The following is a 21,399-nucleotide window of genomic DNA, read 5'->3' on the forward strand; positions in this document are numbered from 1 at the left end:
TCAATCATAACCGACTAAATAAGTAGCCACATCTTGACCAGCATGGTCTTGAGTGGGTACTTATTTTTTTGTTGTAATCACAATAATCATTAGGTGGTTTATTAGTAAAAGCGGTATGCTTATCATTAATATGAAATATATAAATAAATGATTAAAGTGAAAAACCGAGTAAGGATTTGGGGTGATGGAAAATGCAAAAACGACGGTTACAACGTGCACGTTTGACTGAAAAAAGAACTTATAAAATGTACAAAAAAGGGCGTTTCTGGCTGGTGGCTGGTCTGAGCACCTTTACGTTAAGTACTGGAATTGTTCAGATGCGGGCGCATGCCGACGATACGGCGGGTAGTGCGACGGCACAGCAGGGGGCAACGGCGGCCAGTATCACGGCACAGTCAGTCACGCTCACTAGTCATAGCCAAGCGACTAGCGTTGACGAATCAAATACCGCAACTGATTCGGATGCGACCGAAGCGACGACGGCACAGTCGACGAGTCACACTGATTCATCCACGGCCGCAACCGAGACCGCGACAACTGATTCAGATAAAGCGACGGCTGATCACAGCACAAGCGAGACCACGGTAACGACTGATACCACCTCAAAAGCGAAGACATCTGATACTGCAACGACTAGTGCCACGTCAACCGATGCCACCAAAACTGATACGACGGCCACACAAACAGCTGCTAAGACTGCGACTGACCAAGATAGCACGTCAAAGCAGACCAGCACAACCAATCAAGGCGATACCACTACTAAAACGGACGCAGCTGGTCAATCGACGGCAAGTAGCCAGACCACTGACGACCAAACGCCCACTGAGAATGCAGCGTCAACCACAACTACCCAGTCAACTGCAACCGATTCCACCAGTTTAGCGGAAACTGCGACTGAAGCCTTGGCTACCAGTGACGTCAAAACGGCTACCGACCAAACGATGCAAACCGCTGCCAAAAATACCATCGCGGCAGTTTTGTCACAGCAATCAGGCTTAATGCGTGCTCGCAGCGCGGCCGTCACCGTGGCGACACTCAATGATGCGACCAAAGCCTATGATGGCAAAACGACGACACCTAATCAGTACACCGTCACGTTGGCGGATGGCACTAAGGCGCCCGCTGATTGGGCAGCGACGAGTACGGCGAACGTTTATACGGTCACTGACCTAACAGACATCGACACCACCTCGTTTAGCGCTGGCGTTGGAACTTACGCAATTGCGTTCTCAACGACCGGGTTGGATAAACTCGCACAGGCGAACAGTAGCGCCGATATTACGGCCGCTAACGTGGTCACTGGGACGTTGACGATCACGCAGGCGCCAGTTCCGAGTTCGACGATTACGATTGGCTCGACCAGCATTGACTATGGGGATGCCAAACCAAGCACTTATACGATTACGGTTCCGAGTCAGTACAACGTTCCAAGCGATTGGACGTTAACGAGTACGGCGACGGATGGGACCACTAACACTTACAGCATTGCGAGCGCCAGTGGTGATATCACGGTTCCGACCGCAACGGCTTCTGGAACTTATCAATTAGTCCTCTCAGACCAAGGCATGACGGCGTTGCAACAGGCTAATCCGAATGAGGCCATTACTGCAGATACCGTCGTGACGGGGACTTTAACGATTGCGAGTCACGATATTATCACCATGGGCGCTTCGACGGTGACGGTCAATAAGACGACCAGCACCGTACAAGTCACGGTTAATAGTCGTTCAGTGGTTGTTCCGAGTGATTGGAAGGTGTATTACGACGATTCGGAAACTGATTCAATCGTGTATAGTGTTCCAGTTGCGGATACCACCTATTCGACTGCGGTTAATACGGCCGTTATTGGTCAATATACGATTACACTGACGGATGCGGCGTTGGCTGATTTAACCAGTTTGAATACTGGTATGACGTTTGACCGTGATAACGTTGGTGACGGTGTTGTATTGGTTAAGGCCAGCTCGACAGTTAACCTGTCTCCGAATAACTTTGGCGCTCAGGCTAGTTACGAAAGCCCAGTAACGGTCCTGACCATCTCACATGCGCGAACTAAAGGCATCGATTTGTCATATGGTCAAGGGTTGTACTTGGTATTGCCATTACTCAATATGGCTCAAGTGGCCGCCAGCGGTCAATTAACTGTGGATAATTTGACGGAATATGTGATCGTACCCGCGGGGTTTAAAGTGGCAAGTACGGCTAGTGATGGCAAACTGCAAGTGGCAACTGACCCAGTCGCTACTTTGACTGCCGCTATTGAAACGATGTTAACGACGCATGATGTGACTTATCAGGGTTTAACGGTTACGCAATTGACTGATTACAAGGGACGGCAAACTTTTCAGGTACATTTTGATCAAACGGTGGTATACAACGGTAATGCGTTTGAGTCATTGATTTATACATTATTGCCAACGATTGCGGTACAAAGTAGTGGTGTCACGAGTGGCCTGATTGGTAACCAAGTCTCAAGCCCTGATTCGGCAGTTGTGTATGTGACTGATGATCCTGATAAAAATGAGGGGAGCTACTCGCTCAACTTGCAGAGTTATACCAATATCGACAGTGTTGCCGATGCGTTGGGAATCGCGGATGCCGTAACGATTAGTAGTGGCTTTACTAACTATTTATACAGCTACAAACTGTCAGCAAAGTCAATTACAGATACTTACCAATTAGTCAGCACGGACGGGACGGATTTAGGGCAGGTCACCTATACCGGTGATAGTGGTGCGACGTACGTACCACTAGCCAAATTGCCCACCACGATTGATAAAGACGGCGTGACCTATTATCTGAATGTGAGTGCGGTAGCGGCAACACAAACGTATGATGGTGATGATCCGAGCACTTACACCGTCACTTACCAACGCTACGTCACGACCACCAGCACGGACACGACGGCCGCAATTACGATGGCACCGGCGACTAAAGTGTATGACAACGATGCGACGACTGACCCAAGCAGTTACACGGTTTACTTGCCGACGGAATACACGGCCCCAAGTACTTGGTCCGTTGATAGTACGGCAACGGCTGTGACTGGTACGACGGCCTACACGGTGCCAGTGACTGATGTGGATGTGACGGCGCTTGAGCAAAATGTTGGTGCTTACGCCGTGACCTTGAATGCGACGGGGATGGCGGCATTGGCTGCGGCTAATCCGGGCTTGTTGATTGCAAACAAGGTCAATGCTGGCGGCACGTATACGATTACCAAACGGCCAGCGACCATCACGCTACCAGACACGGTTCTGTGGGCCAATGGACAAGAACAAAATATCACGCCAGCCGTCAGCAACGTCGTCACGGGCCAAACCTTGGGCTACACATTAACGGCTGGCTTGACGGAACCCGGAACTGAAACGGTGACGGCCACGTTAACGAGTGCGGCGGTCAATGATAACTACGACATTACGATCGTTCCTGGCAAGCTAATGGTCGGCGATATCACGGTTGTGTATCAGTATCAAGATTATGATGCGGCTAGCGGGACCTATCACTTAGCGACCACGGCAACTGGGACGGTCACGCATGGCACGGACCGCACGGCTGCTGACTATTTGACCTATTCGACAACTGGCGCCGCCAAGACTGGCTACACGCTCGTTTCTGATGATACTGGCTACGCCCCGAATGGCACGTTGAGCGATGTAGGCGGCCAAGTCGTTTACATTTATCAGCAGAACAAGGAAACGGCGACGGTCACCTTCATGGATACAACCACTAACCAACCACTCGGGACGACCGTGCAATTGACCGGTGGCTACGGGTCGACGGCGACCTATTCACCCGCAGACCAAATTGCGGCCTACGTCAAAGCCGGTTACGTGCTCGTTTCAAACGGCGTACCGACGACCGGTATCACGTTTGGCGCTACTGGAAATGATTATGTCATTGAACTAGCACATGGCACTCAGACGGTCACGGTCGATCAGCCGGGTAGTGTCGACCCTGATACGTTGCGGCAGACCAGTCAGCGGACGATTCATTACGTGTACGCTGATCAGACTAAAGCAGCGGATGACCAAGTCCAAACGGTCGCTTATACACGCGCGGCCACGGTCGATACCGTTGACCAGACCGTGTTATCGTATGGCAATTGGACGACGGCGGATGCGACCTATGCTGCCGTAACGTCACCGACGCTCGTCGGGTATACGCCCGATATCGCAACGGTGGCTGCAGCAACGGCCACCAAAGTCGGCGAAGCGTTGGCGACAACGGTGACATATGCGGCTAATCCCGAAAGCATCACCGTGCAGTTTGTTGACGAAACGGCCGGCAACACGGTCTTAAAGAGCGTCCCACTGAATGGTTATTACGGCGATGTGGCTGACTATAACGCTACAGCCGATATTGCTCAGTACACGCAACTCGGCTACATTTTGACCGCCTCGGATTTGCCAGACCAGCTCGTTTACACTGAGGGCCAACCGGTTTATACCATTAAGCTTGCGCATCAGCGGGTGACGGTGAGTGTCGACCATCCCGGAACCCCTGGCAGTGCGATTGACCCGACCAATCCAGATGGACCTAAGTATCCCGCTGGCACGGCGCAAACTGATTTACAAAAGACAGTCACGCGGACGATCGATTATCAATATGCTGATGGGACGCAGGCGGCAACGCCCGTCCAACAGTCGGTCACCTTTGACCGTACGGCGACCTTTGACATGGTGACTGGCGATCAGTTGACCTATAGCGATTGGACCGTGGCAACTGGCCAAAGTGCCGGCGTTGCAGCAGTGACATCACCAACGATTACTGGTTATCAGGCTAGTTCTGACGAAGTGGCGGCAACGACGCTGACTAGCCAGAACCAACCGCAAACCATCGTGATTACGTATGCCCCACAAGCGATGACAGCAACGGTGACGTTTATCGATGCCACTGGTGGGCAGACGCTGACGACGACTCCCGTGACCGGTGACTATGGCACGACGAGCACTTATTCACCAGCTACACAGATTACGGCTTACGAGCAACAGGGCTATCAATTAGTGGACAATGACGTCCCAACGACCGGTATCCAATTCGACCAAGTGGGCACACCACGTAACTATACGGTCAAACTAACGCACCATTTGACGACGGTAACGCCGAGTGAACCCGGAACGCCGGGACAGCCCATCGATGGCGATAATCCCGATGGCCCCAAATATCCAGCTGGTACTGGTAGCGCGGACTTGACGATGAGCAAACAGCGCACGATCACGTACGTTTACACGGATGGAAGTACCGCTGCACCCACGGTCACGCAAACCGTCGCCTTTTATCGCAATGCAACGGTTGACCAAGTCAGCCAACAAGTGGCTTACAGCGATTGGCTGACAGCTGATGCCGCCACGACTGGGTCGTACGCCGCGATGACGTCGCCAACGATTGTCGGGTACACCCCAGATACCACGCGCGTCACTAGTGTCGATGTCGGCGCGACAGCTGCAGATACGCAAGCGGTCGTGACGTATCAGGCAAAGACGGAAACCACGACAGTTACCTATATCGACGCGACGACCAATCAACAGTTAGGCGCGACAATCACGTTAACGGGCGCGTTTGGGACGCCACTCGGCTATCAAACGACTGCCCAGATTGCAGCGTACGTTCAAGCTGGGTATGTCTTGATGGGCAGCGATTATCCAGCGGACGCGACCTTCGACCAAGACGACGCGGTCCAAGCGTACACCGTTTACTTGGCACACAATAAGATGGTGATTACGGCGCCTACTCAGCTGACGAAGGTCGTGACCCAAACGATTCATTATCAAGACCGAGCTGGTAAAGCGTTATTAGCCGATACGGTACGAACGCTGACCTTCACCCGTTCTGGGGTCAGTGATGCAGTCACTGGTGTCAACACGTATAGTGAATGGACACCGACGACCATGGCGTTCACGGCATTAGCGGCACCAACGCTTGCGGGCTACCACGCGGTAACGGCCGGGGCCCAAGCTGTCACGATTACGGCGGCGAGTGGTGATGACGTTCAAACGGTGACATATGCAGCGAATGAACCAGTCAAGCCGACTGAGCCGACAAAGCCAGTCAAACCAACTGAGCCAACGAAGCCAGGTCAACCGACTAAGCCGGAGAAGCCAGCCGAACCAGTAAAGCCAACTGAACCAGCGAAACCAGTCAAACCGATGAAGCCAACGGAAACAACCAAGCCGGTCAAGCCAACCAAGCCGGGTCAATCAACGACCACGGTTAAGACGGATGACCACGTTCAACCCGGTAAGACTGGTCAAACGACCCCAGCACCGCAACCGGCAACGGGAACGTCAACTGGTCAAGTTGCTCAAGTAACGACGACTAAACAAGCACGCTCGTGGCAGGCAGCGCAGACCAAGCAATCTAATGCACGACTTAAGCCCGCGACGGCCGCTATCAAGTCGGGTGTAAAAGCGACATCGGCACCGACTCGTCAGCGTCAATCCAACGCAGCCGGTCAGCTACCACAGACCAGTGATAACCGGCAGTCTGGGTTAATGGCAACGACGCTCGGGTTGACGTTAGCGACATTCCTGTTGGGTTTTGGTGGCGTGAAGCGGAAACGGCATCATGAATAAGCCCTGAATTTCAACAGTTTTTAAATAAGATTAGAACGCCTCACAAGCTCAGGATGGGTACTAGTTACCATTCCTGATGATTGTGAGGCGTTTTTGTGTATTTGCATGATAGAGGGCGAATTGAGTCGCGACGTTGGACCGGAATAGGATGGGACGCCGTTTTCGAGGTGCTCGAGTTTAACGCTGGTTTTTCGCAGTTGTCAGTCTGCGGTAGCCTGCCAGATAGGTGGCGTCGATTAAACGTTCGAACTATGCTTAAAGGCTATCAATTATCATTTGATATAAGTATTTTACATGATAGCTACTCGCCCGTATACTAGACGTATCTTATGAAGGAGGGACGACTTATCGAACCTAAATATTTAGATAAGGCGCAGCTCGCGGCAATTCAACCAGTAATTGATGAGAATCAGCGGCGCGTTCACCAATTGAATCATACGGCTAAGACATTACCGGAGATTCGCCAAATCTTGTCCGAAATCACTGGTCAAGATATTGACGACTCCGTGGAAGTGCGGTTGCCATTGTGGACGGATTACGGGCGTAACTTGCGACTCGGTAAACGCGTCTACATCAACGATAATGTTCAGATTACCGATTTGGGCGGCATTAGCTTGGCAGACGACGTGTTGATTGGCCCCGGTGCGATGTTGTTATCCGTGAACCATCCCTTGGATCCGGCTAAACGGCGGGCCGTCGTGGTTGAGCCGATTAAAGTAGAACGCAATGCGTGGATCGGTGCGGGTGCTAAAATCCTGGCGGGTGTCACGATCGGTGAAAATGCGGTCGTCGGCGCTGGTGCAGTTGTTACTAAGTCAGTGCCGGCCAATACCGTGGTTGCGGGCGTTCCCGCCAAAGTCATTAAAACAATCGAAGGGTAATTTTAGGAGGACGATTAAATTATGAGTATTGAAAATAAAGTTGTCGTGATTACGGGTGCATCGAGTGGGATTGGCGCTGCCACTGCAAAATTACTCGCGTCGAAGGGGGCTAAAGTTGTGTTGGGTGCTCGCCGTGAAGATCGGTTACAGAAATTAAGTCAAACGATTGGCGACAATGCCGTCTATCAAGTGACGGACGTGACTGACCGAGCACAAGTCAAAGCACTGATCGACCTAGCCGTCAGCAAATTTGGCCGCGTGGATGTCTTATACAATAACGCTGGCACGATGCCCCAGGGTAATTTGAGTGACCGTGAATATGACAAATGGCAGATGATGCTAAACGTAAATATCATGGGCGTTTTGAACGGTATCGGCGAAGTCTTACCCATCATGCAAAAGCAACAAGATGGTCTGATTATTGCGACCGATTCAGTGGCCGGCCACGTCGTTTACCCAGCATCTGCCGTTTATAATGGAACGAAGTATGCGGTCCGGGCAATCATGGAAGGCTTACGTCAGGAAGAAAAGAACCACGGGATTCGGTCAACAATCGTTTCACCAGGTGCGGTTCGGACTGAACTGGTCAACACGATTGGCAACACCCAGATTCAGGCTGGAATTAGCGAATTAATGAATGCGGATGACAGTAAAGGATTAGCGTTGAATCCGGAAGACATTGCAAACGCCGTGTTATTTGCGATTGACCAACCTAAGCACGTTGCGATTAGTGAAGTGTTGGTACGGCCGGCACAACAGGAAGTTTAATTTTAAATCAAAAAATGATGCGCTAGTAAAAAGCGTGTCCTAACTATTGATTGATGATAGTCAGGACACGTTTTTTTGAGCAAGCAAGTGAAGTCCATACAATTAGTTGTGATGCTGGTCGCCAGATGTTATTCGAGTGACGGAACAATCAAAAACGGCCCCTAATTCCACAATCCAAGCAGAATCAGGGGTCGTACGTAACTCAATAATTGCTAAAATTTCCATCAATCCTAAGCGTCCCACACGCGTCCGTATTTACCCCCGCACCAACAAATAAATAAAGTACGGTGCGCCAATCAGCGCGACTAGCACGCCAGCGGGGAGTTCCGTCGTCGTGGTGATCAGTTTACCGAGCGTGTCAGCCGCCAATAATAGTGCGCTCCCTAATAAGCCGGCCAGTGGCAACTGGTAACGCTGCCGGGGACCGACGATGCGGCGCGCTAGGTTAGGCGTGATGAGACCGATGAAGCTGATACCGCCACTGATGGCGACGCTCACACCTGCCAGCATCGCAGCGACGCTGATTAAGCCGAGCTGGCGATGTTTTAAGTTGATGCCTAGGGTTTGTGCAGTGGTGGAACCTAACGTGAAGGCGTCCAGGACGGGCAGTTGGGCGAATAGAATCAGGCTGCCGCCAATCAACCACGGTAATGCCCAGCCAATGTAGGACCAAGCCGTTCCCCAGAGGCTACCGGCCAGCCAGTTCATCACAAATTGATAGTTATCAGGTGATAATTCGAGTGTCATTAGAACCATCAAGGCTGAAAAACATCCTGATAAGGCGACGCCGACCAGTAACAGGCGTTTGGATGATAGGCCGCGTTGGGGCTGGTTTGCAAGTAGAAAAATCAGGCCGGTGCTGCCCCATGCGCCGAGTAATGCCACGATGGGCAGGCTAAAAGTTAGTGCCGGGTTAGTGCCCGCGCTAATAATCAACAGCATAACCGCCAGTCCCGCACCGTTATTGATGCCTAATAGGCTCGGATCGGCCATTGGATTATTCGTCAGTGTCTGGAGCACGTTGCCGGCTAATGCCAAGGCCCAGCCGACGATGATGGCGAGGACGATTCGTGGAAGCCGAAAGTTCAGTAATACGAGTGTATCAGTCGCGGAACCTTGCCCACTCAGTAATTTGACGAGCGCGGACCAACCAATCGCCATACTTCCGGTACTCAGGTTGAGAACCGCTAAGCAGCCGATGATGACGACTAATGCCAGCGTCCAAGTGATTAAACGTTGTCTTTGGCTCATGCGGTCGTCGACTCCTTTCGTGCCAAGTAGATAAAGCACGGCACCCCAATCAGTGAAATGATGATTCCGAATGGCGTTTCGTGGGGTGGGTTGACGAGGCGTGCAATCAAATCAGCGCCAACCGTCAAAGTTGCACCCAAGATCAGGGTCAGTGGCATACTGTAACGATAACTGGCCCCGACTAACCAGCGCGACATGTGCGGAATCATTAGGCCGACGAAACTGATCGTGCCGACTAACGCGACGGAAATACCTGAAAGAATCACGGCACAGACGAGTGCGAGTCCACGTAATAAGGGCAAGCTTTTGCCCAAACTTTGCGCGTTATCGTCAGTCAGGTAGGCGAGGTTTAACTGGGGTGCTAATAGTAAGGTCAGTAGGAGTCCGACTACTAGTCCGGGTCCTAATAAGTTCAGCTGAGACCAGCTAACGGCGCCGAGACCCCCAAAATACCAGAAGGCCAAGTCTTGTTTGAGCTGCAAGACAAGGGCTAGGCCTTCACTAATGGCCGTCAGCAGGCTACTGATGGCGATACCGGCCAAGACGAGAATTGTTGGGTCGAGTTGCACGTGGCGGGCGGTACTGATCATAAAAATCAGACCGGCGCTCACTGCGGCACCGACCACGGCCCATCCAGTCGTTTGTAAGGTCGAGAGGTGCGGCCAAAATGCGAGACAGAGCGTCAGCATCAAGCCGGCGCCGGCGTTAATGCCCAGCAGACCGGAGTCCGCTAACGGATTACGCGTCACTGCCTGCATCAGCGCACCACTGCCAGCGAGGGCCGCACCAATCAACGCCGCCCCCAGTACGCGCGGCACCCGAATATGGCGGATGATTTGCTGATTGAGGGTCGTAGTCTTAGAAGCCGTCAACGCTTGCCAAACGGTTGCGGTTCGTACTTGGTCCGCGCCGAATCTGAGACTTAATAACATGACAATTAACAGGACGCCAACGCTGAGCCCAAGAACGAGCCAAGTTTTAGTCGTCGTTTTCATGAATGGACCGCCCCTTGACAACCGTTGTAGGTCAGGATTAATGGCGTCCCTTGGTAATCGACTAGGGTCGCGTCGATATTAAAAATCGTTTTTAGATTAGCAGCCGTCATAACGCTCGCAACCGGGCCGTGCGCTAAGACGTGACCGTCCTTGAGCGCAATCAGTTGGTCTGAGAAGCGGGCGGCGTGATTTAAGTCGTGCAAGGCCATAATAATCGTCCGGTGGGCCTGCTGATTGAGCTGTTGAACGAGCTGCATGACTTCCAATTGATGGGTCAGGTCTAGGTAGGTCGTCGGTTCATCCAAGATAATCGTCTCGGTATCTTGAGCGACTGCCATGGCAATCCAAGCACGCTGGCGCTGCCCACCAGATAAAGTGCTGAGTGGCCGATCGCGGAGGTCCTGCAGACTAGCTTGTGTCAACGCCCACTCAATCTTCTCGTGGTCCGTGGCACTGAGACTGCTCAATGGGTGCCGATAAGGTAAGCGGCCAAAGGTGACGAGTTCGTCGACGGTTAAGTCGTTGGCCGATTGGTTCGTTTGCGGCAGGACCGCAATCTTTTTGGCAAAGGCCTTACTCTTGATATGTTGGATGTTCTGATGGTCGAGTAAGATAACGCCAGTGGTTGGTTTCAACAGGTGGGCAATTGACCGGATCAGTGTCGACTTGCCACTACCATTGGGGCCAATCAAGGTGGTGATTTGGCCCTGTGGAATGGTCAGTGAGAGTTGGTCGACGATGACTTTGGTGCCATAACCAAGGCAGACATTTTGTGCTTCAATCGTATTCACAGATAGACTTCCTTTCGAAAAATTGCGTACTAGTGCAGGGATACTATGTAAAAAAGTGTAAGCGTTCACTTAATTGGACTTTGTTTAGTTGTACACAATCTAGTTTTATTAAATCTTAATTGAACTATTAATAGACAATGCCGGTTTAACGTGGTTTTATTCATCTTTTATATCGATGAATAGTTACATTTTAAATGTTTTTGTTGACAATTGATAGTGTTTTCACTAATAATTTGAGTAATGACGGAAAGGTGGCAATGAGATTGGTAAAACGGTGGCAGGGAATCAAGTTAGGGTTAGTCGTGGGGCTCGCGTGCAGCCTATTATTAGGCGCTTGTGGGACTACGAAGCAGACCAGTTCGACGACGGTGACGCGCACAGATTACTTAAAACATAAGGTCAAAGTACCGAAGCATCCCAAACGCGTGATTGGGAGTTACTTAGAAGATGATTTAGTCGCCCTCGGCATCAAGCCGGTCGTGCAGTGGTCGGTCAAAAACGGGAGTGGCACGCAGGAATATTTGAAGAAATCGTTAAAGGGCGTTCCGTTGATTGATTATTCCTTACCCTATGAAGCGGTGACGAAAGCCAAGCCGGATTTAATTCTGATGGGTACGAGTAGCGCGGTCGCGAATGGCAAGTACGCCCAATACAGCAAAATCGCGCCGACCTACGTCGTGAAGAATGGGACTAATGTAACTTGGCGCCAGACTTTCTTAGACGTGGCCAAGGCGGTCAATCGACAGGCCAAGGCCAAAAAGGTGCTCGCCAAGTACGATCAGAAGGTTGCGACCACTCGTAAGGCGTTGAAGAAATCAGGCCAACATAAAGTCGCCGTCCTGTGGGTGACCAATAATACGGCTTACATGGTCAATGACAGTTCTGCCAGCGGCGCACTATTGTACGGTGATTTGAAGCTCGGTGAGCCTAGCTTGGTCAAACAAGTTTCTAAATCCGCGACTGCGGACTGGTCGGCAGTTTCATTGGAGAAGCTCGCTAAGTTGGATGCGGACGACATTTTCTTAGTCAACAGCCAGAAGGGGGCCGCCCTGTTTAAGGACCCACTGTGGAAAAATATCAAAGCCGTTAAGAACAAGCATCTGTACCAGTACGGCGATAGCAGCAGTTGGCAGTATTCTGGCCCAATTGCCTATTCACAAATGATTGATATGGTGAAGAAGGACTTGTTGAAGTAGTGGTTAGGTCGTTATTCTAGAGGATTCGGGTTCGGAAAATGAGATTTGGCTGGGCGAACGTACCCATGCCAAGCACGTTATGTCCTGTTTGAGAACGCGAATTCAACCGGCTTTGCCCACTCAAGATCGACTGATAAGCATCGTTAATGATGCTTATCAGTCGATTTTTTTGGAAGTTTCATGCTTCAGTTTGTCCCCACCTGATAAAAATAGTTTGTCATGTTAGCTTTCATTATTTGTGCTTTTTAGTCGGATAACAGGTCAACAGACGAGTGATTTTCAAAGGGAGAATAATGACTCGCGTGTAATAATAACGATGTAGATAGTTGACGGATGATTTGTTAATATGACGGTATTACGCAGATTTGTGAGGCATTAGTTTTTGAGGGGGTCAAGATTGAAAAAAAGTCTATTTACGATATCAAAACCAAATTAATGGTTTTATAGATGTCAATAAATTTATGTTGATATTTGACTTTGTCTTATTGTTTGTCGTGAAGGGCGGTATTGATTGTTTTAACAAGCGACCATATGATTGGGTTAACTATTTAACGCAATTGATCCGCTACTCCATAGGTACATTTGGCTTTTTTAGTATTATTCTAGTGATTGAATGTGTCCGGAGTAGGTCCAAATAGCGGGGATGTAGACGAAATGTGCTTAAACAGCAGGTGATAACCAGAAATATTCTCAATGGCGATTTGGGTACTCACAAAAAGGAGGGGGCTTAAGGCGAGGATGTGTGCCTTGCTTGCAGTTCAGAAACTGGTCGGCTCTATGTTCAAGGTAAGGTTGATGTTGAACCAATTTTGGGTAAGTTGAAGGCGTCTTTTCGGAGTTAATCGTTTCTGGGTGCGTGGCTTCGAGCGAGCCATCGGAGAAGTCGAAATCGTCGCCATGGTATTCAACATCATGAAACTGGTCGTACGGGGCCAGCTAAAAATACAGACGTCAGCAAATAGGACGAGCAACCGAATTTTGGTTGCTCGTCCTATTTGCTTGTGTAGCCGCTGACTTATGACACAGCGTTTTGCCAAATAGTGGTTACAAGCATCGACTTAATGGACAAAGATGGAAAACTAAATCATCGTGGCAGGTGCGGCTACGTCTGTTGTTAACATGTCTCAACCTGATTAGCCCAATACGTGATAATAGGCAGGAACTAATAAGTCATCAATTAGAAATTTTAGCGTTGCATCTGTGATTGGTTCGTTGGTAAAAGCCCGATAACGAAGCCAATCGAAAGGCAATAATTTTAATTCATTTGGAAGTGTCCCCGCTTTTAGCTCACCGCGCTTTTGGGCCCGCTGACAGACACGATCGATGGCGTGCGCGTCGATGGCCTTAACGGATTCAAGTAGCGCCTGAACTTCAGGATTACTTGGCTGGTCAACGTGTTGAAACCAAGTGATGACTGCCGCCTGATTGAATGTGTCGATGCTAACGATGTATCGTTTAAGAACTTGTGATAAGTCTTCGGTAAGTGTTGTTCCAGTTAATTCGAGTTCATCCAATCGACCATGATTTTCAGTAACGATTTGATCTTGAATGGCAGCGATAGCTAACTCCAGTGGTGAATGCCAGCGTCGATAGAGTACAGGTTTACTAGTACCCGCACGTTCAGCGATAGTAGCAAAACTAAGTTGTTCGATGCCATCTTTGCTTAAAATTTCGCGCGTAGCTTGAAAAATAGCTTTTTCCAATTCGGCCCCGCGACGACGCGTTTCTGTCATAAACTTACTCCTTTCGTCAATAAGAAACTAAAAGTTTCTTATTGACTTTTTCTTTATACAGCGTATTATACCAGTTATGAAAATAAGATACTTCAAGTTTCTTAATTAGGAGGAAATATGAAAACTAAAATTTCGAAGTCAACAATGACGATCGCATGGGTCGTTGTGTTCGGTGCAATGGCACCATTATTGGATTCGACGATGATTAACATCGCAATCAATGATTTAGTGAACAGCTTTGATACTAATGTGACCACCGTGCAGTGGGCGGTCACTGGCTACTTATTGGCAACCGGAGTCGCAGTACCATTTTCTAGCTGGCTGTTAGATAAATTTGATGGGAAGGCCGTTTTTATGGCTGGTGAGGTCTTATTTGGCCTGGGATCGATTTTTGCCGCGCTGGCGCCAAGTATTCAATTGTTAATTCTGGCGCGTCTCATACAAGGCTTTGCCGGCGGACTGATTATGCCGTTATTGACAACGTTACTTGTGCAGACAGCAGGTGCAGCGGTTATGGGCCAAATGATGGCAACAGTTGGCTTACCGATGATTCTTGGACCACTGGTTGGGCCAGTCATTGGTGGCATTATCATTAAAGTGACTTCGTGGCATTGGATTTTTTGGATTAATGTTCCAATTGTCATCCTTTCGTTGGTCTTAATCGTCTGGAAAATGCCGCACTACCCAGCTCAAAATCGTCAAGCAAAAATGGACTTCATCGGTATTCTATTGTTGATCGTCGCGTCTAGTGCAATCATCTATAGTTTGGTGAATATTGCGCACACGACTAGCTTCGACAACCAAACGAGCCTTGAAATGCTTGCACTTGGGATAGCTGCTTTGATTGGCTATGTTGGTTGGGCGGCATGGAAAAAGGGACGAGCGGTTGTTCCGCTGCAACTGTTTGCTTTTAAGTCATTTATTGGCTCTGGGCTAGGATTATTTGTTGCCGGCACTGTTTTGAATGGTGCGATGTTACTCTTGCCACTTTATTTTCAAAATGTGCGTGGTATGAGTGTGGTGATGGCTGCTTTGGCACTGGTTCCCCAAGGGTTAGGGATGTTAGTATCTCGGACGCTGACCGGTAAGTTGACTGATCAAATTGGGGCGAAGTACGTGGTGTTAGTTAGTGTCATTATTACTTGTATTGGGACATTGCCGTTTTATTGGTTTGGACAACATACCGCTTACTGGATCATGGGAGTCGTGTTGTTTATTCGTGGCATTGGCGCTGGTGGAATTTTGATGCCGTTAATGGCGGATGCGTACACGGGCATGCAGCCAAAGCAAGTACCCGCAGCGACGATTGGGACTCGTATTATCCAGAATATCGGTAGCGCGTTTGGCTCGGCCTTGATTACAACGATCGTAACGCAGTATTTAACGCATCAAGTCGCTATATTCAAGCAGCATCTGAATTCCGGTGCCTACCACGTGAATGCGACTCACCTACAAGCATTTACGGCTACCCATTTAGCGGCGATTCGGTTGGCTGGCTATCAACAGGGCTTCCTCGTGATTGCCGTCGCAGCGCTAGTCATTATTTTACCGACGCTACTGTTAACGAACAAACTAAGGACAGAAAAATAGCCGGCCACTCACAAATTTAAAATTCACGCTTGACTTATAGCTGACTCTAACGACTATATTAGTCTCGTTGGCAGATGCTTTAATATAATTCATCGAAAGGGAGACGAAATTTATGAAAACAATTCAAATTGGCGCGAGTCAGCTCAAAGCGTCCGCAGTTGCGTTAGGAATCATGCGGATGGTGCGGTTGGACCCCAGCGCAGCGGCCAATGTCTTGGCGCAAGTTCATGACCGGGGCATTAACTATATTGATTCCGCGGATATTTATGGTAATGGTGATTCGGAGCGAATCTTCGGACAGGCGTTAAAGCAATCAGGCTTGAAGCGAGAAGACTTCTTCATTCAATCCAAGGGTGGCATTGTCCTGGACCCGAAGAAGAGCGCCGGCGAATTAGTCTTTGGGCAACGGTATGATTTTTCAAAACAACATTTGATTGCGACGATCGATAAAATCTTGCAACGGATGCAACTGGACTACCTCGATGCATTTCTATTGCACCGGCCAGACCCATTGATGGATCCCGCTGAAGTAGCCGCAGCGTTTGATGAATTGCAAGCTTCCGGTAAAGTACGTCACTTTGGGGTTTCCAACTTTAATCCCATGCAAGTCGAGATGTTACAGGCTGCGGTGAGTCAGAAGTTAATGATTAACCAACTACAATTTGGCGTAATGCACACGGGTCCCATCCAGTTTGGGCTGCATACCAATATGCAAGATGCGGCTAGCCTCAATCATGATGGGGAAATCATTGAATATTCGCGGCTGCATCACATGACGATTCAAGCTTGGTCGCCATATCAATACGGGATGTTTGCGGGGACCTTCATCGACAATCCGAAGTTTCCAGAACTGAACAAGAAATTACAAGCGTTAGCCGACCAATACGGTGTGACCAAGAATGCGATTGCGACGGCCTGGATCTTACGGCATCCAGCTAATATGCAAGTCATTTTAGGGTCAATGAATCCGCAACACCTTGATGAGAGTATTGCGGGTGCTGACGTCACATTGACACGCCAAGAATGGTACGACGTTTACTTTGCGGCGGGCAACGATTTGCCTTAATCATGATGTGAAACTGAAATAAAATCCCCATGTGGATAACTGGTTACTTTAGCAGTTATCCACATGGGGATTTTTGAATATCGTTTTTTATGGTCAATTGCATTGACAGCGGGAGTCACGCTCAACTGGGGTCGATGTTTTGCTACGGCAAACCTTAGCTGAATGATATTTGGCAATTCAAACTGAGTGTCCGGGGCAAAGTTGAGTACCGGCGCTTGATATGGTGTTCGTGCAGAGACAATGACGGTGCCTAATCTGGTGTTCGTGTAAAGCTGAGTGCCGGCGCTTGATCCGACGTTCGTGTAAAGTGGCGTGTTTACATCTAATCTAGTGGTTGCGTAAAATTGAGGACTCGCATCAAAGTTGATGTTTGTGCAATACATACGGCAGAGCGCCTAAGCCAGTGCTAGTCCAAAACAGGGGGCTGGTGCTTGATCTATCGCTGGTGCAATGGCTTAGTGTGGTGCCTTCACGATGCCCAAATCAATCATGGATTGGGCAGTCGCGATAATAGATTCCGCAGCGGGGCGCGGATGCCAGTCTAGTAATGTCTGGGCCTTATGATTGCTGGTGCCCGCATAAGTTCCCACTAGTGAAGCGACCATCCGTAAATCAGGACGAGCTTTAGCGGCAAGTTTAACGACGGCATTGGGGATCGTCTTGGTTGGCAGCTGACTAGCAAAGGCTGGCAGCGACTCACGTAAGATATTGGCGACATCTAACATCGATAGCGTTTCACCCGTCGTCGCGAGGAAGCGCTCGCCGTTTGCCTGTGGTGCGGTCATCGCTAGCAAGTGTAGACTGGCGACATCTCGAACGTCGACGTAACCGGAATCAACGTTCGGCACGGCTTTCACTTGGCCTTCTAAGAATTGTTGAATCTGAATATTAGAGTGCGAATATTTTGCGGACAGGACTGGGCCCATGACAGCCACGGGGTTGACGGTCGTTAATTCCAAACCGCGCCCGTCATGCTGAATAAAGTCCCAAGCCGCTAATTCTGCCCGCGTTTTCGATTCTTGATAGGGGTGAATCTCTTTCCAGTCCAAGTTGGACCAGTCTTCTTCAGTGTACGGGGTCGTCCGATGCTTGTGACCGGCAAAAATGGCGCCGTATGCAGAGGTTAAGACGACTCGTTTGACACCGGCATCACGACTTGCGGCCAGCACCCGGCGCACGCCATCCACGGCTGGACGAATCATTTCAGCTTTGTTTTTGAAATTAAGTTTCGGTGTTGGTGAAGCGACGTCGATCGTGTAAGTGGCACCTGCCATGACTTCTGGCCAGTGGTCGTCGCTAGCGAGGTCCGCCACGACGATTTCAAGCGATGAGAAGTCGGTGATTCCACCGTTACGCAGCATTTCCTTGATGACTGGCGCCTTGTCCAGGGCGCGGACCGTGGTGCGAACGGCATAACCTTGTTGTAATAATTGACGAATAATGTGAATCGCGATAAAACCACTACCACCGGTGACGACGACTAATTGTTTTTGCATGAGAATGCCTCCAAATTTGTTTTTAACTGTTACACTTGTAACGTCTGTGCTAGTATCTTACAATGGACCCATATCGAATACAAGGTAATCACGGGCATCTGTGACAGAATGGAGGAATTGTTATGGCAGCGACCAATCACGCGCAAGCAATTAAAAAGGACTCACAAACGTATCTCACCACCGCTTTACTGCAATTGTTGCGAACTCACGATTTAGACACGATTACGGTGACGCAAGTTGTCAAACGTGCGGGTGTCAGTCGAATGGCTTTTTACCGCAACTTTTCAACACTTGCGGAGCTTTTGACAGCCTATTTCGCACCAGCGATTGCGGCTCGGTTTCAGGACGTCTTACAACACGTTCCCGCTGAACAGAAGCTGGTTGCGATGGGCCAATTTTTCAGTGATTTTGCACCAACGCTGCAGTTAGCGGCACAACGGGGCTTTGAAAGCATCATTCAACAATTATTTGATGACAACATGACCACTTTTTACCAAACGACGATGGCGGAGGCTGGCTTAACGGCCGTTCAATTGAAGTATTGGACTAAATTCATGAGTGCCGGCGTTTATGCGATTTGGCGAGAATGGCTGCTAAATGGTCAAACGGAATCACTGACCACGATTCATGACTTGTTGGCAACGTTGCAGAACAGCACGATGGAGGCGTTGGTTAAGGCTGCTAAGGAGGCGTAGTACTTTGGACTGCGGATGAATGCGGTACGAAAAAACTGATTTCAAGCTGGCGTTTTGATTTTGGCAGGACACAAATAATCACCTTGAGCCATTGATACACAATCGCTCAAGGTGATTATAGTTAGTACGAGTTATAACAGGGACGGCCGCTGTTCACGTTAGCCGTGGCAAAGGGCCTGATTGGCTGTTAACAATGAGTGCCCGAACATTGACAGTGGTAACGCAATCTGGCCAATTGATGACCGTAAAACGTGCTGGTCGGCTGATTGTGGAAAACCGTGCTGGTCAACTATTCGTAGTAAAACCGGCTGACTAGAGCTGATTGCAGTAAATCTGCTAGTTGAAAGCTTAAGCGTCTTGAGCCGTAGCCGCAATGTCAACTTCACGAATATTGACATTTTGAGGCATGTCATACATGAACTTGACCGTTTCGGCGACGTGTTTGGGATTCAACGTCAAGCCACCCATGGATTTTTTCCAGGCTTCGTAATCTGATAAGGCCGATTGGCTCGTGACGTGGGTCAGTAGTTCAGTTTCGGCAGCACCCGGTGCGACTAACATGACCCGCACATTCTTAGGGGCATTTTCTTCACGCAAGGTTTCGGATAGGCCGTGAACGCCGAACTTAGACGCAACGTAAGCGGCGTGGTTGACGAACGTCTTCTTACCAGCTAGGGACGACATGTTTAAAATCGTGCCGTGTTCCCGTTCGCGCATGTCATTCAGCACAATTTTAGTGCCGTTTAAAACGCCCATCACGTTGGTGTTCAGCATCGTTTGCCATTCTTGTGGGTCTTGATTCTGAACGTTACCAAGTAACATCAGACCCGCATTGTTTACAAGTAAATCTGTCTTGCCGTATTTGGCTTCGGCACGCCGAATTGCAGCTTCAAACTGGTCATAATTAGTGACGTCGACTGTATCAATTAAGGTATTTTCAAAGTTGGCCGCCAAAGTAGCGAGCTTTTCACGCCGCCGACCTAACAGCAACATGGGGTAACCGTCCGCCGCAAATTGTTTCGCGATTTCGGCCCCAAAGCCTGAACTGGCACCAGTGATAACGACTAATGGTTTCATGAGTTGTAGCCTCCGTAATTTTGATTTTGACTGTCTTTCAAATTTCAACGTTTTCAAGTATACTTGTCAGGATTAAGCCCCACAAGTACGCACTTTTAGGTAACTACCAATTTGTCAGATAGGAGTCTCGATAATGGTCACTGAACCAGAAAACAAGCAGCCGCGTTACCGCAATGAGTTTGATGCGACGATGCAGATGATTCGCGGTAAGTGGAAGATCATGATTTTGTTTGAACTAGCAGAGACACACGTTAGTCGCTTTGCGGACTTGCAACACCACATTCAAGCGGTATCACACAAAACGCTGGCTAGTCAGTTGAAGGAACTAGAGCGCGACGAGTTGATTAAACGCCATGATTTCGAAACGGCGCAACCGCACGTCGAATACGAGCTGACGGATAAGGGGACCAGCCTGATTCCCATCTTGGACGCCATCTGTACCTGGGGCGACCAGCATGTCGATCCAGCACTGATTGAACGGTCCTTGTGTGATGAGTAGGGCGATGTTGATAAACGCAAGCAGTGTAGCTTCACCACAGCCACTAAAATACCGGTATTAGCAGTTGTTTTGCTAGTACCGGTATTTTTGAACTTTCGTTACGTGTTGTGCTAGTTATTCTTTAGCCTTAAAGATGGTTAAATCATGACAAGTTGGCGTCTTGTTCGTCTGCCGATGCGCGCCTTAGTCCGACCTCCGGGGCTGGCTGACAACGCTGGAACAGGGCGGACATCGATTTGAACTCACGCAGAAACCCACTGCGCAATTTCAAATACGAGTCTTCTTCTAGCCCGGGAACCCCACCCGGACAAGAAGAACTTCGCCCTTGAGCATTGTCAGCCAGCCCCTACAGTCGGGAACCCGCTCGAATGGCAGATGAACGGCCACCTATCTTGGTGCAATTGACCAATGAATATTTAGTTGCAGTAACTTCAAGTAAACTTTGAATCAGCATTACACTGATTTGTCGCATTTAAATGTTGGTAAAATGCCATGAAATTAGTCGATAGTCCTGGCCTCACTTAGCATATTGTCACTTCAGGCGAGTAGACAAAATCTATACAATCTTCAGTAATACTGAAGATTCGCAGAATTGAAATACAACAGGATAATCTGAAAACTTGCCAGTCCTACAGCCGAATGTCAACATGGCGTGTGCCAAATATCAACGACCAGTTCATTTAAAGATGGGTCCGCACATGTCCGCCTTTCGAATACCATCCCAGGCTGGAAGGTATTCGGGGCAAGGCCCAGTGGTGAAATTTCACTTAGCAAGCGTTTTTGGCT

General features: G+C 49.3%; 15 protein-coding genes. 8 read left to right on the forward strand and 7 right to left on the reverse strand.

Features of this window, described 5'->3' with window-relative positions:
* Positions 1-191: 191 nt before the first annotated feature.
* The 3 genes from MZO40_RS08575 (at position 192) to MZO40_RS08585 (ending at position 8,224) form a co-directional block, all read left to right on the forward strand.
* Positions 192-6,575, forward strand: a complete 6,384-nt coding sequence (locus MZO40_RS08575; protein ID WP_252133223.1) for a mucin-binding protein — start codon at positions 192-194, stop codon at positions 6,573-6,575.
* Between the two features lie 329 nt (positions 6,576-6,904).
* Positions 6,905-7,456, forward strand: coding sequence for a sugar O-acetyltransferase (locus MZO40_RS08580; RefSeq protein WP_105961362.1), 552 nt, complete (start codon positions 6,905-6,907; stop codon positions 7,454-7,456).
* A 21-nt stretch (positions 7,457-7,477) separates the two neighbouring features.
* Positions 7,478-8,224: an SDR family oxidoreductase gene (locus MZO40_RS08585; protein WP_122211145.1), complete on the forward strand. Its 747-nt coding sequence runs from the start codon at positions 7,478-7,480 to the stop codon at positions 8,222-8,224.
* A gap of 102 nt (positions 8,225-8,326) precedes the next feature.
* Here MZO40_RS08585 and MZO40_RS17440 read toward each other — a convergent pair whose 3' ends face one another.
* From MZO40_RS17440 to MZO40_RS08600, 4 genes are read right to left on the reverse strand one after another with little or no spacing between them, the layout of a single operon-like run.
* Positions 8,327-8,449 (reverse strand): hypothetical protein, encoded by a 123-nt coding sequence (locus MZO40_RS17440; RefSeq protein ID WP_260209097.1) that lies wholly within the window; start codon positions 8,447-8,449, stop codon positions 8,327-8,329.
* A 30-nt stretch (positions 8,450-8,479) separates the two neighbouring features.
* Complete coding sequence (locus tag MZO40_RS08590; RefSeq protein WP_105961363.1) at positions 8,480-9,475, reverse strand: iron ABC transporter permease; 996 nt, start codon at positions 9,473-9,475, stop codon at positions 8,480-8,482.
* Positions 9,472-10,470 carry an iron ABC transporter permease gene (locus tag MZO40_RS08595; RefSeq protein WP_088770694.1) on the reverse strand — a complete coding sequence of 333 codons (999 nt, stop codon included), beginning with the start codon at positions 10,468-10,470 and terminating at the stop codon, positions 9,472-9,474. The genes MZO40_RS08590 and MZO40_RS08595 overlap by 4 nt, the downstream gene beginning before the upstream one ends.
* Positions 10,467-11,261, reverse strand: a complete 795-nt coding sequence (locus tag MZO40_RS08600) for an ABC transporter ATP-binding protein (RefSeq protein WP_088770695.1) — start codon at positions 11,259-11,261, stop codon at positions 10,467-10,469. Before MZO40_RS08600 ends, MZO40_RS08595 begins: the two co-directional genes overlap by 4 nt.
* A gap of 257 nt (positions 11,262-11,518) precedes the next feature.
* Here MZO40_RS08600 and MZO40_RS08605 point away from each other — a divergent pair, with 257 nt between their 5' ends.
* Complete coding sequence (locus MZO40_RS08605; RefSeq protein WP_050339928.1) at positions 11,519-12,457, forward strand: ABC transporter substrate-binding protein; 939 nt, start codon at positions 11,519-11,521, stop codon at positions 12,455-12,457.
* A 1,133-nt stretch (positions 12,458-13,590) separates the two neighbouring features.
* On the opposite strand, the gene MZO40_RS08610 is transcribed toward MZO40_RS08605, so the two are convergent.
* Entirely contained in the window at positions 13,591-14,190 is a 600-nt protein-coding gene (locus MZO40_RS08610) for a TetR/AcrR family transcriptional regulator (protein WP_105961365.1), read from the reverse strand.
* Between the two features lie 117 nt (positions 14,191-14,307).
* On the opposite strand from MZO40_RS08610, the gene MZO40_RS08615 reads away from it, so the two are divergent.
* Both MZO40_RS08615 and MZO40_RS08620 read left to right on the forward strand, forming a co-directional pair.
* Positions 14,308-15,780, forward strand: coding sequence for an MDR family MFS transporter (locus MZO40_RS08615; RefSeq protein WP_105961366.1), 1,473 nt, complete (start codon positions 14,308-14,310; stop codon positions 15,778-15,780).
* A gap of 112 nt (positions 15,781-15,892) precedes the next feature.
* Positions 15,893-16,846, forward strand: a complete 954-nt coding sequence (locus MZO40_RS08620; RefSeq protein ID WP_105961367.1) for an aldo/keto reductase family oxidoreductase — start codon at positions 15,893-15,895, stop codon at positions 16,844-16,846.
* Positions 16,847-17,301: 455 nt separating this feature from the next.
* Here the strand turns inward: MZO40_RS08620 and MZO40_RS08625 are convergent, their stop codons facing one another.
* Complete coding sequence (locus tag MZO40_RS08625; protein WP_050339776.1) at positions 17,302-18,342, reverse strand: aldehyde reductase; 1,041 nt, start codon at positions 18,340-18,342, stop codon at positions 17,302-17,304.
* A 122-nt stretch (positions 18,343-18,464) separates the two neighbouring features.
* Here MZO40_RS08625 and MZO40_RS08630 point away from each other — a divergent pair, with 122 nt between their 5' ends.
* Entirely contained in the window at positions 18,465-19,037 is a 573-nt protein-coding gene (locus tag MZO40_RS08630; RefSeq protein WP_105961368.1) for a TetR/AcrR family transcriptional regulator, read from the forward strand.
* Positions 19,038-19,385: 348 nt separating this feature from the next.
* Here the strand turns inward: MZO40_RS08630 and MZO40_RS08635 are convergent, their stop codons facing one another.
* Positions 19,386-20,114, reverse strand: coding sequence for an SDR family oxidoreductase (locus MZO40_RS08635; protein ID WP_101872842.1), 729 nt, complete (start codon positions 20,112-20,114; stop codon positions 19,386-19,388).
* A 133-nt stretch (positions 20,115-20,247) separates the two neighbouring features.
* On the opposite strand from MZO40_RS08635, the gene MZO40_RS08640 reads away from it, so the two are divergent.
* The gene (locus tag MZO40_RS08640) at positions 20,248-20,613 is read left to right on the forward strand and encodes a helix-turn-helix domain-containing protein (protein WP_050339773.1); all 366 of its coding nucleotides are present in this window, start codon (positions 20,248-20,250) and stop codon (positions 20,611-20,613) included.
* The last annotated feature ends 786 nt before the right edge of the window (positions 20,614-21,399 follow it).

Origin of the sequence: Lactiplantibacillus sp. B652 (assembly GCF_023806745.1) — a bacterium.
Taxonomy (GTDB): domain Bacteria; phylum Bacillota; class Bacilli; order Lactobacillales; family Lactobacillaceae; genus Lactiplantibacillus; species Lactiplantibacillus pentosus.